Source organism: Sphingomonas plantiphila, assembly GCF_046000505.1.
Lineage (GTDB): Bacteria > Pseudomonadota > Alphaproteobacteria > Sphingomonadales > Sphingomonadaceae > Sphingomonas > Sphingomonas plantiphila.
This window is the reverse complement of sequence record NZ_JBELQC010000001.1, coordinates 1,388,233-1,405,090: the sequence shown is the minus strand read 5'-3', so window position 1 is coordinate 1,405,090 and position 16,858 is coordinate 1,388,233. Positions and strand designations below refer to the sequence as shown.

Genomic DNA, 16,858 nt, shown 5'->3' with positions numbered 1-16,858 from the left:
AGACCGTGGAGCGCCGCCCCACGGTCCAGGAGCACCGATCGTGCACGGCTATTTGCCGAAGGACTTGCGCAGGCTGATCGTGAAGCGACGCAGGCGGGCGTCGCCATAGCTACTGTAGCCCGACGCGCGATACGTGGTGATCGCGATGACCGGCGGGGTCTTGTCGAAGATATTCTGGATGCCGGCGGACAGCCGCAGCCCATTCAGGACGCCAGCCTGATCCCCGAAGTCATAGGCGACGAACAGATCGCTATAGGACTGAACCGGCACCTTGCGCTCACCCTGGAGCGCGATCGCACTGGCGATCGCGGCCGCGCCGCTCGTCGTGCTCGGGTCCGCCGTGTTGTAGATGTTGTAGCTGCTGTAGACCTGCGTATTCCACTGGACGTTCAGCTTGCCAACCTGCCAGTCGAACCCGGCATTGCCTTGCCAGTGCAACGGCCCGTCGCGATTGCCGGCATAGTTGAGCGAGGCCCCCTGCGCCGTGGTTTGCCGGATGCTGTCGGGATGCCAGGTGCCGATCGCATACAGCCGAACCTTGCCGAGCGCGTCGTCTTCCCAGAGATAGTCGAGCTGGAAGTCGACCGACTGATAGATCGCCCGGAAGAAATTGACCGGCGAGGCATCGATCGAGACGATGCGACCGAGATAGCCGGCAGGATCGCCCGGCCGCGGCGCGTCTTCCCGCACCACCCGGCCTGGAAACTGTTCCGGATTTGCCAGCAGATAGGGGATCGGGACACCGCCGATCTCGCTATCCTTCTTGATGCGGGTATAGTCTGCGGAGAAGCGCAGCCCCCGGAACGGCGTCAGAATCGCGCCCAGCGACAGGCTCTTCGACCGTTCGGGCTGAAGCTCGGTGTTCCCGAGCCCGGTGATCAGGCTGTAGCTATAACCCTCGGCCCGATTGCCGCGAAAGGGATCGGGATTGAACTGCGGGATCGTGAGCGTGGTGTTGGCCAGCTGGATCACGCTGGGCGGCAGGAAGCCGGTGGCGAAGCTTGCCCGCAGAACGAGGCCTTCGAACGGCGAATACCGCCCGGCAAGCGTGTAGTTGGTGCTGTCGATCCGCGCCTCGAGCGGCGTGTAATCCGGGAACGGCGCATCCGGATCGGTGGTCACCAGCTGATAGGCGCTCAGCGGCGCCGAGCGCGTCAGATAATCGTCGTGCCGGACTGCGCCGCGCAATTCGAATTCGCGCAGCATCGGGATGTCGCGCGCCGAAGAGACGAGCGGGAGCGTCACTTCGGCATAGGCCGAATTGGTCCGCTGGAAGCGGGGGGAATAGAAGGTGTAGGTGCGCGAGCGGGTCGACTGATTGAACGTCACGTCCCGCGTGCTCTCGATCGTCCGCGCTTCGCGCTGCAGGGCTGCGGTCAGCGTGGCCGAACCACCGGGCAACTTGAACAGCGGTCCGGACGCACGGATGACCGGGTTGTCGAAGGTGGACTTATAGGGTCCGGTGACCGCTGTCGGCTCGTCGAACAGATAGGATCCGAAGTCGATCGGCCCCTGGAACGGATTGAGCAGGGGGCGTCCGGCGCAGGAGGCCGAGGTCGACGCATTGAGCCCGCAGGTCGTGGCGGCCAGTTCGGTCACATAGACATAGCCCGTCGAACGGGCCGAGGACCAACTCCGGTTGAACTCGACATTGACGCCCCATTTGCCCGGAAGGCGCACGATCGCGCCGGTGCTGAGGCGCCGGCTGGTCGATTCGAACTCATAGGGGAAGGCATAGTCCGGAACCGGGAACGAGACCGTCACCTGCTGCTGAAACGGATTGGTCGGCGCATTGGCCGCCAGCGTCGCCGTGTTGGGAAGCTGGGTGACGCCGACGCTGTTGCCCTTGTTCACGAAGTGCGAATAGTCGCCGAACAGGTCGAGCCAGCTGTTGAACTTGCGCCGGACGTTGACGTTGAACGACCGGAGCTCCGACGATGTGACCAGCGCACGTTCGGAGCCGTTCAGATCCTCCGGCATGTCGAGATTGAGCTGGCCCGCCCCTGCAACGAAGGCCGCGCCACCGTCGCTCGCATAGCCGGCATAGCCCAGCGGCACGGTGGCGAGATTGGAATTGAGCGCGACGCCATTGTCGAGCACCAGGTTCGCGCCGGTCGTGCTGCGAATGTTGATGCCGTTGCCGATCGGTGGCGTGGCATTTCCGAGATAGGGCGACTGATTGGCAAAGCCGCGATCGATCCCCTGCTGGACAAGGCGCCGACGATCCTTGACCAGCAGCGTGCCTGAATCGCTCACCGCGCCGCTGAAGGCGACGGTGGTCCGCCCGCCTTCCAGCGCGAACCCGCCGGCGATATCGAGCCGGGTCGTCGGTGCGTGAAAATCGAAGGTCGAATTGTGGCTGAGGGTCACATCGACCCCGCGATAGTCGCTGCGCAGCACGATGTTGATCACGCCGCCGACTGCATTCCCGCCATAGATGCCGCCCGCCGACGACGGGAGCACTTCGATGCGTTCGATCGCGCCGACCGGAACGCCGTTGAGATCGGGCTGGGCCGGGCCGCCATTGGCGGCCGAACGGTCCGCAACGCGCCGGCCGTTCACGAGGATCAGCGTCTGGTTCGAACCGAGTCCGCGAAGATTGAACGTGGAATAGGGCGAGCCCACGCCCCCGGCGGCCTGCGCATTCGATCCGGAAAACCGGGCATTCTGTGGCAGCCGGCTGCTTAGAAACTCCTCGACCGACGCAGCCTGAGACGCGCGGATCTCTTCCTTTCCGAATACCACATAGGGCTGGTCGTCATCCTCGCTACGACGGATGTCGGCATTGAGCGACCGGTTGCCGATGATGAGGATTTCCGACCGCCCGGCACCCGGTTCGTCCGTCGGCGCGCCATCGGCCTCGGACGTCGTTTGCAGCGCGCGCTCGATCACCATCGCGCCGCTCGCAGTCTGGCGCGCGCGCAGTCCGGACCCCTGCAGCAACCGCTCGAGCGCCTGCTCGAAACTCATGCGTCCGGTCAGACGGGGCGCGCGCTTGCCGCGCGTGAGATCAGGCGAGAAATGGAGTTGCCGGTTGCTCTGGCGCGCGAGCTCGGTGAGCGCGGTGCCCAGACCCTGTGCCGCGATATCGTAGCGGCGCGTCATGTCCTGCGCCGACGCCATGTTCGGCACGGCGACGAGCGCCGTCGACGCTGCCATCACCGCTGCGCGCATCCATGTCCGGTTTCCCATCCCCATCGTTCCAATCCCCCCGTGTCGATATGTCGATCGACTTTGAAGACGGGCCGAAGCGACGGGTCCGCAAAAAAACTTTCACAAAAGCGTCAGTCGCCCTGGGCGCGGAGGGTCAGCGGGCCCTCACCCGCCTGCGTGATGCGCACCGGCAGGACTTCGGTCGCCGCGCGCGCAAAGGCTTCGGGATCGTTCGCCTTGAACACCCCGCTGACGCGATATCTGCCCACTGCGGCATCGGCCAGCGCGATCGGACGCACGGTGTAGCGATTAATCTCTGCCACCGCCTCTGCCAGCGGCACGTCGTTGAACACGATTTGTCCACCGCGCCAGGCCGTCACGTCGCGCGGCTCGACCGGCCTGACCTCAAGCGGCGCTGCCGGCGCGGCAATGGCGCCGTCGCCCGCCGTCAGCGTAATCTCGCGCCGGGGAGCGCCCGCTGTGGCTCCCGCGCGCGGTGCAGCACGCACCTTGACCACGCCCTGGACCATCGCGATGCGGACGCGTTCGCCCTCTAGCCGCACGTTGAATATGGTGCCGACCGCAGTGATCTCTTGCCCCCGCGCATAGACGCGGAACGGCCGCGGCTGGCCGTGCGCGACTTCGAACAGTGCCTGCCCCTTGATCAGGTGCACCGCCCGTTCGCCCTGCGAATAGTCCACGCGGATCTGGCTATCGGTATCGAGCGTCGCGACCGAACCGTCGGGCAGGTCGATCGCCGCGCGCTCCCCCACCCCGGTCCGATAGCGCTGTGTCGCGGGTTCTCCCGCGGCGCCGGCCAGCGAAGGCGGCTGGACCGTCGGTACCAGCGTGCGCTCCGGGCCGGTCGTCCAGATCATCGCCGTGACCAGCGCGGCCGCCGCCGCGACGGCCGCGCCGGTCCAGCTCCACAACCGCTTGCGGCTGGCCCGCGCGCCCAGCGCCGACCGCCGCAGCTCGAGCAGGGCGGGGTCGCCGGCATGTCGCGCGGTTGCGTTGAGCGCCCAGACCGCATCGGCATAGGCATCGGCATGCGCATCGTCTTCGGCCAGCCATTGCGCGAAACGTTGCTGCTCGCCTTCGGTCAGGTCGCCCTGCTCCTGCCGCAGGGCCCATGCCGCAGCACTCTGATGCACTGCGTCGGGCTGCCAGGGCGCGCGCAATGGGGATGTCGGGTACGGGCTCACGTCACGCGCCTCCGACGTTCGGCAAGGCAGGCGGTGGCGAGCGTGATCTGTGCCTCTACCGTCCGCTTCGAGACGCCCAGACGCTGGGCGATCTCGAGTCGCGACAGGTTTTCGAGCCTGGCCAGGATGAAGATGTTTCGCATGCGCTCGGGCATCTCGTTCAATGCGGCGATCAGAATGTCCAGTTCCTGGCGCCCGCCCAGGATGCGCTCGGGGTCGAAATCGTCCATGCGATGGAGTTCATCCGCGAACCCGGTGACGGGATGCGCGACGCGAACCTTCTGATAGCGGAAATAATCGCGGGCAAGATTGGCGGCGGTGACGAACAGGTAGCGATCGGCACTCTGGACATGATCGAGATCATCCTTTTGCAGCAGCCGTGCGAACACCTCCTGAACGAGATCCTGTGCATCCGGCGCCGAGATGCCGCGCCGCGTGAAATAGCGCAGCAGCACGCTTCCATAGCGTATCGACAGGCTTTCGACCGACCGCCGCGCCGCATTCGTCTCAATCGGGGTCGATCGGTCTCGCATAGCTGATCGCGGTTCTCACGACTGTTCACCGACTAGACGCGCGAGGAGCGAGGAACCGCAAAAAAAGCTCGAATGCCGGAAGGCCTATTGAAAAGCCCGCCAGCTCGTCGAGCTGGCGGGCTTAATCATGGTGGGCGTGGCAAGGATTGAACTTGCGACCCCTGCGATGTCAACACAGTGCTCTACCACTGAGCTACACGCCCACTCGCCTTGCGGCGAATCTCGGGAAGCGGCGCTTTAGCGGGGGCGGGTGCCCCTTGCAAGCGCCCGATGTCAATTCCGGCTGGGGACCTGCTCCATCTCGAACAGACGGTCCACTTCGAGCACCAGGTCGCGCAGATGGAACGGCTTAGACAGCACCCGCGCCTGCGGTACCTGCTTCCCCGCCTTCAGCGTGACGGCCGCGAAGCCGGTGATGAACATGATGCGCATATCGGGGGCGATCTCGCTCGCGCGCTGGGCGAGCTCGATCCCGTCCATCTCCGGCATCACGATATCGCTGAGCAGCAGATCGAAGCGCTCGGCCTCGATCAGCGGGAGCGCGGCGGTTCCGCGGTCGACCGCGACGACCGCATAGCCGGACTTTTCGAGCGCACGCGTCAGATATTCGCGCATCACCTGATCGTCTTCGGCCAACAATATTCTGGTCATTCGCCCCTCGCCCGCCGCTCCGGCACCGCGCCGTCGCGGATGCGGACGTTATGCGCAAAGGGCTTAAGATTTTCCAGCCCATGCGCGATCCGGACTACGCGCGACAGGGCGAACCGCGCTGGTCCGTTGCAGAGCGCCCCTGTCCTGCATAAACTGGTCCTGTGCGCGCGACGCCGCCCTTCGACCTTCACGGTCCCGAATCCCCCGCCTCGCCGGTGGTCTTGTCGGTCCCGCATGCCGGACGCGACTATCCTTTGCCGCTGCGCGCGGCGCTGCGCGCCCCGGCGAGCAGCCTGATCGCACTGGAGGATCGCCATGCCGATACGCTGGCGCTGGCGGCCCGGGGGATCGAAACGCTCTTCGTCGCCACCCGCCCGCGCGCCTGGATCGACCTCAACCGCGCCGAGCATGAGCGCGATCCCCGCATCGACGAGGGCGCGCAATCGATGCCCGAAAGCGCGCAGTCCCTGAAATTGCGCAGCGGCCTTGGCCTGGTGCCCCGTCGCGCAGGCGGGATCGACCTGTGGCGCCGCCGCTTTGCCGCGGAGGAGGTGCGCGCGCGCATCGTGCAGGACCACCGCCCCTATCATGCCGCACTGGCGACCGCGCTGGCCGCCGCGCGCGCGCGGTTCGGCGTGGCGGTCTTGCTCGACATCCACTCGATGCCGCCGCTTGCGCCGGGCGCCGCGCGGGTGGTGATCGGCGACCGCTTCGGCCGATCGAGCGCCGCACGATTCGTCTCCCGAATCGAGGGGGTCGTGCATGCCGCGCACATCCGCAGCGCCGTGAACACCCCCTATGCGGGCGGCCATGTCCTCGACCGCCACGGCGATCCCGCGCTGAACATCCACGCGATCCAGATCGAGTTCGACCGCAGCCTGTATCTCGACCGACGCCGCGATGGCACCGGCCCGGGACTCGAGGCGGCCGCCACGCTGCTCCGCCAGATGATCGACGCGGTCTCGGACGAGGCGTTGCCGCTCGCGGATGCTGCCCAGTAGCCTTCGCGCGGGCATGGCGACGTCGCGCCGCCCGCCCCCGCACATCACAGCCCCGGCGCGCACAAAAAAACCGCCCGGTGTTGCCACCGGGCGGCCAAGGTTCAGGGAGGAGACACGCCCGAGGGCGTGCCGCGCGGGTCCGCGAAAGGGGGGACACGAAACCGCGCTAAAAACAGTATAGTTATGCTTGACCGTGGCTTCAAGGTCACAATCGGAAATGCGACGAACGGAGCAAAGTCGTCCGCTCAATCGATCCCGCCATGCGCCGTGCGGTCGGGTCCCGCGGCACGAATGCGCCGCGGGATCGAGGTTCAGGCGGCCGGCGCGGGCTGCGCGACGACGTTGCCCTGCTGCATCTGACGCGAGAAAATCTCGCGCATCAGGCTGAGCGAGAAGAGATGCGCATAGACGAGCGGCAGCATGCCGCTCTGCTGCATCTTGCGCAGCTGGTCGCCGCGCAGTTCGTTGAGCTTCGCCTCATCGACCATGCGGAAGCCGCGATAGATATAGGGCTGCTCCGCGCCATCCGGCTGGATCGCGACTTCACCGTCCATCAGCAGGTTCATCTCGGCCAGTTCCTTGACGAACGCACCGGTGCGCTGTCCGGCGACCTCGAATTCCTCGTTGAACTTCAGGATCTGCTGGACCAGCTCGGTCGGCTTGCCGTCGGCGAACAGGGCCTGGCCCTCGTCGAACGCGCCGATCGTATCCGACGTCGGATCGAAGCACAGCGAGAGCTCTTCCGAATCCGGGCGCAGGCGCGCGAGCAGATAGGGATAGCGGCGGATATAGGCGGGGATGTAGACCGGCTCGCTCCCGAGCAGCTTGCCGTCCGCATCGAAGAACACGTTGACGCCTTCGTTCAGGCCCATCAGCGCGAGCGGCACCGGCTCGTCCCCCGCCGAGAACACGATCGGCATATGGCGCTGGATCAGCGGAAACTCCTCGACCGTGACCGGCACGGCATGGGTGCGCGCAAGGAAGGGCGCAGTTTCAGCGGCGCGGACGCGGTAATTGCCGTGCAGATCGCTCGAAAGCGGCTGCAGATCGTTGTAGAAGAGCGGAAGACCCTGTGCTTGCGGCGCGCTGGCCATGAAATTCTCCTGGGATTTTGGTGTGCGCGGTCTATTGATCCGCGCGCTCGGGCGCAAGGGTAACAAGTTTCCCGGGATTGAGCAGATTATGGGGATCCAGTCCCCTTTTGATCGCGGCGAGCGCATGCAGCCGCGCGGGAGCGGAAAGGCGCGCCAGTTCGTCGCGCTTCATCTGTCCGATGCCATGCTCGGCTGAAATCGATCCCCCCGCCGCGACGACGAGGTCATGGACGAACGGGCTGATGATCGCCGACTGCGCGACCGCCCAGTCGGCACCCGCTCGAGCGGGCGCGCGGACGTGAAAATGGACGTTGCCGTCGCCGAGATGGCCGAACGCCCCCGCACTGGTTCCGGGAAACGCCGCCTCCACCGCGCGCGCGCCGTCGATCATGAAGTCCGGCATCGCCGCGACCGGCACCGAAATGTCGTGCTGGAGCGCCGGGCCGCTCGCCCGCTCCGCCTCCGAGATCGAATCGCGCAGCTTCCAGAAGGCCTCGGCCTGGGTCTCGCTCGCCGCGATCGTCGCGTCGCCCACCAGGCCCTGTTCGAGGCCGCTCGCCAGCAGACGCTCGATCAGCGCGGCGGGGGCTTCCTGATCGGCGTCGCTCGCCCCTGCCTCGATCAGCACATGCCAGGGATGCGCCCCCGACAGCGGCGCGCGCGTCTCGGGAATGTGCTCCAGCACCAGTCCCAGCGAATGGGCGGGCACGATCTCGAAGCTCTCGACGCGATCAGTGGCGGCTTCGAACAGGCGCAGCAATGCGAGCGCGGCATGCGGCGACTCGACCCCGACCCAGGCGACGGCGCGGCTGTACAAGGCGGGAACCAGCCGCAGCGTCGCGGCGGTGACGATGCCGAGCGTCCCCTCCGCACCGATCAGCAGTTGATTGAGGTCATAGCCGCGATTGTCCTTCTTGAGTGGCGCGAGCCCGTCATGGACGCTGCCGTCCGGCAGAACCGCCTCCAGCCCCAGCACCAGCCCGCGCATCGTGCCGAAGCGCAGCACCTGCGTGCCGCCGGCATTGGTCGAGACCAGCCCGCCCAGCGTCGCGCTCCCCTTCGCCCCCAGCGTCAGCGGAAAGCGCCGCCCCCGTGCCAGCGCGGCATCGTGCAGGTCCGACAGGATCACCCCGGCTTCGGCCACCGCGATTCCCGCCGCGGGATCGATCGTGCGCACCCGGTTCATTCGCCGCAGCGACAGGATCGCCGCGCGGCCGTCCGCAGGCGGCGTGGCGCCGCCGACCATCGAGGTATTGCCGCCCTGCGGCACCAGCGGAACGCGCAGCGCGGCCGCCAGCGTCACCAGTTCGGCGACCTCTGCCGTCGTGCCGGGCTGGAGCAGCAGCGACGCGGCGCCGTGATACCGCCCGCGCCAGTCGGTCAGCCAGGGCGCGATCGCGTCGCCATCGGTGATCGCGACCTTCGGCCCGAAGCGGGCGAGCGCCTGTCGGGCAAGCGACTGAACGGGGTCGTGGGAGGGTGATGCGGTCATGCCCTGCCGCTATCACGATGGGACAGCAGCGGGCAATTCATCGGCTGTTCAACCCGCCCGGTTATGAGGCACAGTGTCATGGTGAATCTGCTGCTTGCCGCCACTGCCGCGCTGCTGCTGCCCGCGGGTGTCCCCGTAGAGGGCAAGGCTGGCGCGTCCGTGCCGCGCGGCCCCACCCGCCTGGCGCAAGTGCGAATCCAGCAGCATATCGTGATCCGCGTGCCGCGCCCCGATCCGGTCCGGCGCATGTCGGCGCCGATGCCCGCGCCGCTGCCGCCGATCGACTGGGTCGAGAAGCGCGCCGACGATTGCGTCAGCACCGATTCGCTGTCAGGCGCGGCCATCATCCGGTCGGACAGTGTCGATCTGGTCCTGTCCGGCGGGCGTCGCGTGCGCGCCAAACTGGGCAATGAGTGCCCCGCGCTCGATTTCTATTCTGGCTTCTACGTCAAGCCGAACAAGGACGGAAAAGTGTGCGCCAAGCGCGACTCGTTTCGCTCGCGCGCCGGCGGGGAATGCCGGATCAAGGCTTTCCGCGCATTGATACCGGGGCGCTGAACCGCGTTTACCTTGACTTTTCGTACCATTTCCTCAAAGCGCCCGTGAGCTTACTTACAGGGGCGCGCCCCGTTTTTCCGGACATCTGAATGAGCTTTGCCGAACTCGGCCTCTCTGACGAATTGCTGAAGACCGTCGAGGCGGCGGGCTATACCGATCCGACTCCGATTCAGAAGCAGGCGATTCCGTCGGTGCTGATGATGCGCGACCTGATCGGCATCGCCCAGACCGGCACCGGCAAGACCGCCAGCTTCGTGCTGCCGATGATCGATATCCTGGCCGAAGGGCGCAGCCGCGCGCGGATGCCGCGCAGCCTGATCCTCGAGCCGACGCGCGAACTCGCCGCGCAGGTCGCGGAGAATTTCGAGAAATACGGCAAGAACCACAAGCTTAGCATGGCGCTGCTGATCGGCGGCGTGCAGATGGGCGACCAGGTCAAGGCGCTGGAAAAGGGCGTCGACGTCCTGATCGCGACGCCCGGCCGACTGATGGACCTGTTCGAACGCGGCAAGATCCTGCTCACCGGCTGCAACCTGCTGGTGATCGATGAGGCGGACCGCATGCTCGACATGGGGTTCATCCCCGATATCGAGAATATCTGCACCAAGCTGCCGCCGAACCGCCAGACGCTGCTGTTTTCCGCGACGATGCCGCCGCCGATCAAGAAGCTGGCCGACAAGTTCCTGTCGAACCCCAAGACGATCGAGGTCGCACGTCCCGCGTCGACCAACCTCAACATCACCCAGCGGCTGGTCCCGGCGCCGTCGAGCGCGTTCGCCAAGCGCGATCTGCTGCGCCGCCTGCTCAATGCCGAGGACGTGCGCACTGCGATCATCTTCTGCAACCGCAAGACGACCGTGCGCGAGCTCAACAAGAGCCTGAAGAAACACGGCTTCCGCTCGGCCGAGATCCATGGCGACATGGACCAGTCGTCGCGCATTGCCGAGCTCGACCGGTTCAAGGCGGGCGACGTCAATATCCTGGTCGCCTCGGACGTCGCGGCGCGCGGGCTGGACATCAAGGGCGTCAGCCATGTGTTCAACTTCGACGCGCCTTGGCATCCCGACGATTATGTCCATCGCATCGGCCGCACCGGCCGCGCAGGCGCGACCGGCACCGCCTATACGCTGGTGACGTCCGCGGACGCCGAGGCGATCGAGAATATCGAGAAGCTGCAGGGCCAGAAGATCGAGCGGCTGGGCGAGGTTCCGGGCGGCGAGACCAACGAGACCGCGCCCGCCGAGAAGAAGGGCCGCGGCCGCAAGCCGAAGGCCGAAAAGCCCGAGGCGGCGGCCGTCGCCGACACCCCGCGCGGGGAAGCGGCGCGTCCTGCCCCGCCGCGTGAAGAGCGTGCCCGCCAGGAGCGGCCGCGCGACGACCGGCGGCGCGACGAGCGCCCTGCCCGCCGCGATCGCCGGTTCGAGGCGCAGGACGAGGGTCCGGACGGCAAGGATGATGGCGGCTGGAACGGCCCGGTCCCCGATTTCCTGAATTTCACCATTCCCGCCTGACCATGAAGGAAGACGAGGACGACTTCCTCGCCTTCACCTCCATCCCGGCGGTGGCGAGCCCATGCATCAACGTCTGCCGCATCGGCGCGGACGATGTGTGCGAGGGGTGCCGCCGCACGCTGGACGAAATCGCAGAATGGTCGACCGCCAGTGACGAGCGGCGCCGCGCGATTCTCGCGCGGATCGCGGCCGATTAGCCGGTGCAAACACATTCCGGGCGGGAAACAATCACTTGTGGTGATCATCGCCCTCGGCCAAGGTTCTGAACGATGATCGTCCCCTCCTCGGCCCGGCATGCATTGCGACTGCAGACCGCGGCCGATCATGACCGTGTCGACCGCGCCTATGCCACCTTCGATCTGCGAAGCCGCGGCGGATACCGCGCCTTTCTGCGCGCGCAGGCCGAGCCGTTCCTGACAGTCGAGGCCGCGATCGACCGGTTCGATCCCTCCGCAGTGGTCGGCGACTGGCCCGAACGGCGGCGCGGGGGCCTGTTGCGCGCGGATCTGGCCGAGCTTGGCGACCCCGAACCCGATCTCGCCGACATGAGCATCAGCACCCACGAGCGCGCGCTCGGCGCGATCTATGTGCTGGAAGGGTCGCGGCTGGGTGGCGCGATGCTGGCGCGGTCGGTACCGGAGGACCTGCCGGGCCGGTTCATCCGTTCTGCGCCCGCGCCGAAACGTTGGCGCGACCTGGTGGGACTGCTGGACGTATATCTGATGACGGCGTGCCAGCGCGAGATGGCGGTGAGCGCCGCACGCGAGGTGTTCGCCCTGTTCGCCGACAGCGCGGAACGAGAAAGAAGGACGCACGACGTTGAATGATCCCAATCCGGTCGATCTCACCAATTGCGATCGTGAACCCATCCATATCCTCGGCACGATCCAGCCGATCGGTTTCCTGATCGCGCTGACCGCCGACTGGATCGTCGCGCGCACCTCGGCCAATCTTCAGGATTATCTGCAGACCGAGACCGGCCGCCTGATCGGCCAGCCGCTGGCCGATGTCCTCCCGTCGCATGCGATGCATGAGCTGCGCAACCGTACCGCGATGCTGCGCGGCCCCGATGCGGTCGAACGGCTGTTCGGGATCGACCTGGTTCCCGGAAGCGACCGGTTCGACCTCGCCATCCATATGTCGGGCGGGCAGATCGTGATCGAGGGCGAGCGTTCGACCGGCGAAGTCGGCGACGTGACCGGCATGGTGCGGTCGATGATCGCACGCCTGGACCAGTGCGGCGACACCACCTCCTTCTTTCGCGAGGGTGCGCGCCAGGTAAAGGCGTTGACCGGCTATGACCGGGTGATGGTCTATCGCTTCGCGGCCGACGGATCGGGCGAGGTCGTCGCCGAAGCGTGCAAGCCCGGAATCGGCCGCTTCCTCGGTCTCCATTATCCTGCCAGCGACATCCCGGTTCAGGCGCGCGTCCTTTACACCCGCAATCTGTTGCGCGTAATCGCGGACGTGAACGCGAAGCCGGTGGCGATTGTGCCCGAGCTGGACGAGCGCGGCGAACCGCTCGACCTCTCGCTTTCGCTGCTGCGCTCGGTATCGCCGATTCATATCGAGTATCTCAAGAATATGGGGGTCGATGCCTCCATGTCGATCTCGATCCTGGTCGACGGCAAATTATGGGGCCTGTTCGCCTGCCACCATTATTCGCCCCGCCACCCCAGCTTCGAGCGCCGCTCGATTTCCGAGCTGTTCGCGCAGATGTTCTCCATGCGGCTCGAAAGCCGTGAGCGGCAGCAGACGGTGGAGTTCGAACGCCGCGCGCGCGACATCTCCGATCAACTGCTGGGAGCGGTCGCGTCGGACGAAACGCTGTTGCGCGATCCCGACTGGCTCGCGGATATCCTCACCAACGCTATTCCTGCCGATGGCGTCGGAGTCTGGCTCGGCGGAAGCTATGCCTTTTCGGGCGTGACGCCGCCGACCGACGATTTCCGGCGGATCGTCCGCGCGCTCAACGCGACCGCCGCGGGCAAGGTGTTCGCGACCGATCATATCGGCTCGCTCGTCACCGGGGCGGAAGCTTTCACGAGCCTGGCCGCCGGCCTGCTCGCCATTCCGATCTCGCGGTCGCCGCGCGATTACGTCGTACTGTTCAGGGCGGAAATGGTTCGCTCGATCCGCTGGGCGGGCGATCCGCACAAGCCGGTCGAATACGGCCCCAACGGGCCACGCCTGACCCCGCGCGCCAGTTTCGACGAATGGAAGGAACTGGTGAGCGGCCGCTCACGCCCCTTCACTGCATCGGAGCTGCGCGTCGCCGAAACGCTGCGCGCGACGCTGATCGAGGTGGTGCTGCGGCTGGCGGACGAGGCCTCGGCCGAGCGCCAGCGCGCCGGCGCGCGGCAGGAGCTGTTGATTGCCGAACTCAATCACCGCGTGCGCAACATTCTGGGCCTTATTCGCGGGCTGATCCGTCAGGCGCAGCCCGACGACGAGGCGGTGCGCGGCTTCGTAAAGGTGGTCGACGGTCGCATTCACGCGCTGGCGCGCGCGCACAACCAGATTACCGAGGATCATTGGGGGCCCGCGCCGCTTCAGGCGCTAATCGACGCCGAAGCGGCCGCCTTTGTCGAGGCTGAAGACCGTATCCTGAGCGAAGGGGAGCCGGTCCTGCTCAATCCCCAGGCGTTCTCGACGCTGGCACTGGTGGTGCACGAACTGGTTACCAACTCCAATAAATATGGCGCCCTGTCTGTCGATGGCGGGACCGTCACGATGAGCTGGGAATGTTCGGAGCAGGGCGACTTGCTGTTGCGGTGGCGCGAGCAGGGCGGCCCTCCGGTGACTGCGCCGTCGCGCAAAGGATTCGGAACGACGATCATCGAGCGTTCGGTGCCCTATGACCTGGGAGGCGAAGCCGAGATGCGCTACGCCGAAAGCGGGTTCGAAGCCGATTTCTGCATTCCTGGACGCCACGTATCCAAGCCGCGCCCGGGTGGGGCGCCGACAATCCGCTTTCCGCGCACCGCGCACGGTCATCGCGAGGAGCCACCCACGGATCTGCTGACCGGCCAACGCCTGTTGCTGGTCGAGGACAGCCTCATCATCGCGCTCGACGCGGAGGATATCGCCACGCGGCTGGGCGCATCGGAAGTGATTACGGCGGCATCGGTCGATGCGGCGCTGGACCTGATTGCCGCCGGCCCGCCGACGATCGCGATCCTCGACATCAACCTTGGCAGCACGACCAGCTTCGCGATCGCCGACGCGCTGCTCGAGCGCAACATCCCGTATCTGTTCGCGACCGGTTATGGCGAGCAGGCGCAATTCCCGGACCAGCATCGCGGGCGAACCGTGGTGCAAAAGCCCTATACGATAGAGAATATCGCACGCGCGCTGGCAGAAATGCTCAGCTAACCGCGCAAAGCCCGCCCGGCCACCGCGTCGAGCTTCGCCAGCAGCGCGGGGTCGCGGGCAGCGGGCGCGGTGATCAGCGCGGTGTCGAGGCAGGTGTCGATCGGCGAGGGCATGCGCTCCGCAGGCAGCGCGCGGAGCAGGCCCAGCACCATCGCGCGCGCCTTTTGAGCATTGTCGGACAGTTGCGCGATCACCTGCGCGACATCGACCGCAGCTTCTTCCTCGCGCCAGCAATCATAGTCGGTGACCATCCCGACCATCGCGAAGGGAAGTTCGGCCTCGCGCGCAAGCTTGGCTTCCGGCATCGCGGTCATGCCGATCACGTGGCACCCCCAACTGCGATAGAGATGGCTTTCGGCGCGGGTCGAGAATTGCGGCCCTTCCATCACCAGACAGGTGCCGCCGCGATGGACCTCCGCGCCCGCCGCCGCCGCCGCATCGGCGGCCAGCGCGGACAAGCGCGGGCAGACCGGATCGGCCATCGAGATATGCGCGACCATGCCGGTGCCGAAGAAGCTCGACGGGCGACCCTTGGTCCGGTCGATGAACTGATCGACGATCGTGAAGGTGCCCGGCGCGCGCTCCTCCTGCAGTCCGCCGACCGACGAGACCGACAGGATATCGGTCACACCCAGCCGCTTGAGACAATCGATATTGGCGCGACTGTTCAGCTCCGACGGGCTGACGCGATGGCCGCGACCGTGGCGCGGGAGGAACGAGACCCGCACATCGCCCAGCCGCCCGGTGAAGATCGCGTCGGACGAATCGCCCCAGGGTGAAGCGACCGCGATCCACTTCCCGTCCTCGATCCCCTCGACATCATACAGCCCCGACCCGCCGATGATCCCGATATGCCAGCCGCTCATGCCATGCCCTGTCTGCTCACTTTCGGCCGGGCATAGGTGAAATAGATGACAACGCCGAGGAGGTTCCAGAGCAGGAAATAGAGCTGCGTCTTGGCGGGCAGGCTGATGAACAGATAGGCGCAGCCGAGCACGGCGATTGCGCCGACCAGCCACCACAGCGGCGTGCGGAAGGTGCGCGGCGCATCGGGCGCGCGGCGGCGCAGGACCATCATGCAGATCGCGACCGCGGCGAACGCCACGAGCGTCCCGGCATTGGCGAGCGCCGCGATCTCGTCGATCGGCAGCAGCCCGGCGATGATCGAGACGATGATCGCGGTGAAGATGGTGATGCGCACCGGGGCGCCGCGCCGCGACACCTTGGCGAGCGCGATCGGCAGCATGCCGTCGCGCGCCATGGTGAAGAAGATGCGGCTCTGCCCGAACAGGAAGCCGAGCAGCACCGTGGGCAGCGCGATGACCGCCGATACGGCGAGGAAGGTCGCGAAGCCCGGCTGACCCAGTTCGCGCAGGATCAGCGCGAGCGGTTCGGGGCTGTTAGCGAAGCTGGTATAGGACGCCGCGCCGACCGCCGCGACCGCGACGAGCATGTAGATGGCGACACAGGCGATCATCGATCCGACGATGCCGATGGCAAGATCGCGGCCGGGATTCTTGGTCTCCTCCGCCGCGGTCGAGATCGCGTCGAAGCCGTAGAATGCGAAGAAGATGATCGCCGCCGCCGCCATCACCCCGCGCTCGACGCCGTCGGGCGACACGCTCTTGGCAAAGCCGTAAGGTACGAAGGGTTCGAAATTCGCCGCGTCGAGATAGGGCAGCGCGACCGACACGAAGACGGCGAGTGCCACGATCTTGACGATCACCAGCCCGGCATTGAGCGTTGCGCTTTCCCGCGTGCCGAAGGACAGCAGCGCCGCGACCACCGCGATGATCGCAATGGCGGGGATGTTGACGATCCCGCCGGCATGTGGCCCCTGCATGAACTCCATCGGCATGCCGAGCCAAGCGCCGAGCAGCGGGGCGGCATAGCCCGACCAGCCGACCGCCACCGCGCTGACGACGAGCGAATATTCGAGGATAAGCGACCAGCCGACCGCCCAGGCGATGATTTCGCCGAGCACCGCATAGCTATAAGTATAGGCGCTGCCCGAGGCGGGCATCATCGTCGACATCTCGGCATAGGCGAGCGCCGCGCAGGCGCAGATGCCGCCCGCGATCACGAAGGACAGGATGACGGCCGGTCCCGCCTTGCCCGCGCCCACGCCGATCAGCGTCAAGATCCCCGTGCCGACGATCGCGCCGACGCCGAGCGCGATCAGATGCGGCCAGCTCAGCGTCGCGGCGAGCCGATGCTCGGGCGCATGATCCGCCACGTCCTTGACCGCGCGCGTCCGAAACAGTCCATTGCCCATGAAGTCCCCC

14 protein-coding genes and 1 tRNA gene are annotated in these 16,858 nt (G+C 66.6%); 6 read left to right on the top strand and 9 right to left on the bottom strand.

All coding sequences use genetic code 11. The annotated features are described in order from the left end of the window. Positions 1-48: 48 nt before the first annotated feature. From ABS767_RS06635 to cpdR, 5 genes are all read right to left on the bottom strand, one after another. Positions 49-3,159 (bottom strand): TonB-dependent receptor, encoded by a 3,111-nt coding sequence (locus tag ABS767_RS06635; RefSeq protein ID WP_408077563.1) that lies wholly within the window; start codon positions 3,157-3,159, stop codon positions 49-51. 125 nt (positions 3,160-3,284) lie between these two features. Then, positions 3,285-4,358, bottom strand: coding sequence for a FecR family protein (locus ABS767_RS06630; protein ID WP_408077562.1), 1,074 nt, complete (start codon positions 4,356-4,358; stop codon positions 3,285-3,287). Next, the gene (locus ABS767_RS06625) at positions 4,355-4,891 is read right to left on the bottom strand and encodes a sigma-70 family RNA polymerase sigma factor (RefSeq protein ID WP_408077561.1); all 537 of its coding nucleotides are present in this window, start codon (positions 4,889-4,891) and stop codon (positions 4,355-4,357) included. Before ABS767_RS06625 ends, ABS767_RS06630 begins: the two co-directional genes overlap by 4 nt. A 128-nt stretch (positions 4,892-5,019) precedes the next feature. Beyond that, a tRNA-Val gene (locus tag ABS767_RS06620) sits at positions 5,020-5,094 on the bottom strand. Positions 5,095-5,164: 70 nt separating this feature from the next. Next, positions 5,165-5,542 (bottom strand): cell cycle two-component system response regulator CpdR, encoded by a 378-nt coding sequence (gene cpdR, locus ABS767_RS06615; protein ID WP_408077560.1) that lies wholly within the window; start codon positions 5,540-5,542, stop codon positions 5,165-5,167. Between the two features lie 161 nt (positions 5,543-5,703). Between cpdR and ABS767_RS06610 the strand changes: the two genes are divergently transcribed. After that, a complete protein-coding gene (locus tag ABS767_RS06610; RefSeq protein WP_408077559.1) occupies positions 5,704-6,543 on the top strand; it encodes an N-formylglutamate amidohydrolase in 840 nt (279 codons plus the stop codon). Between the two features lie 311 nt (positions 6,544-6,854). On the opposite strand, the gene ABS767_RS06605 is transcribed toward ABS767_RS06610, so the two are convergent. Continuing rightward, positions 6,855-7,637, bottom strand: a complete 783-nt coding sequence (locus tag ABS767_RS06605) for a SapC family protein (protein WP_408077558.1) — start codon at positions 7,635-7,637, stop codon at positions 6,855-6,857. Positions 7,638-7,668: 31 nt separating this feature from the next. Beyond that, the gene (locus ABS767_RS06600; protein ID WP_408077557.1) at positions 7,669-9,129 is read right to left on the bottom strand and encodes an FAD-binding oxidoreductase; all 1,461 of its coding nucleotides are present in this window, start codon (positions 9,127-9,129) and stop codon (positions 7,669-7,671) included. 78 nt (positions 9,130-9,207) lie between these two features. Here ABS767_RS06600 and ABS767_RS06595 point away from each other — a divergent pair, with 78 nt between their 5' ends. The 5 genes from ABS767_RS06595 (at position 9,208) to ABS767_RS06575 (ending at position 14,573) form a co-directional block, all read left to right on the top strand. Continuing rightward, positions 9,208-9,687 carry a hypothetical protein gene (locus tag ABS767_RS06595; protein WP_408077556.1) on the top strand — a complete coding sequence of 160 codons (480 nt, stop codon included), beginning with the start codon at positions 9,208-9,210 and terminating at the stop codon, positions 9,685-9,687. 89 nt (positions 9,688-9,776) lie between these two features. After that, positions 9,777-11,198 carry a DEAD/DEAH box helicase gene (locus ABS767_RS06590; RefSeq protein ID WP_408077555.1) on the top strand — a complete coding sequence of 474 codons (1,422 nt, stop codon included), beginning with the start codon at positions 9,777-9,779 and terminating at the stop codon, positions 11,196-11,198. Between the two features lie 2 nt (positions 11,199-11,200). Next, positions 11,201-11,395 (top strand): DUF1289 domain-containing protein, encoded by a 195-nt coding sequence (locus ABS767_RS06585; protein ID WP_408077554.1) that lies wholly within the window; start codon positions 11,201-11,203, stop codon positions 11,393-11,395. Positions 11,396-11,467: 72 nt separating this feature from the next. Next, positions 11,468-12,025, top strand: coding sequence for a biliverdin-producing heme oxygenase (locus ABS767_RS06580; protein WP_408077553.1), 558 nt, complete (start codon positions 11,468-11,470; stop codon positions 12,023-12,025). Further along, complete coding sequence (locus tag ABS767_RS06575; RefSeq protein WP_408077552.1) at positions 12,018-14,573, top strand: HWE histidine kinase domain-containing protein; 2,556 nt, start codon at positions 12,018-12,020, stop codon at positions 14,571-14,573. Before ABS767_RS06580 ends, ABS767_RS06575 begins: the two co-directional genes overlap by 8 nt. On the opposite strand, the gene ABS767_RS06570 is transcribed toward ABS767_RS06575, so the two are convergent. Both ABS767_RS06570 and ABS767_RS06565 read right to left on the bottom strand, forming a co-directional pair. After that, complete coding sequence (locus tag ABS767_RS06570) at positions 14,570-15,439, bottom strand: S-methyl-5'-thioadenosine phosphorylase (RefSeq protein WP_408077551.1); 870 nt, start codon at positions 15,437-15,439, stop codon at positions 14,570-14,572. The genes ABS767_RS06575 and ABS767_RS06570 overlap by 4 nt on opposite strands. Further along, positions 15,436-16,848 carry an amino acid permease gene (locus ABS767_RS06565; protein WP_408077550.1) on the bottom strand — a complete coding sequence of 471 codons (1,413 nt, stop codon included), beginning with the start codon at positions 16,846-16,848 and terminating at the stop codon, positions 15,436-15,438. The genes ABS767_RS06570 and ABS767_RS06565 overlap by 4 nt, the downstream gene beginning before the upstream one ends. Positions 16,849-16,858: the final 10 nt, after the last annotated feature.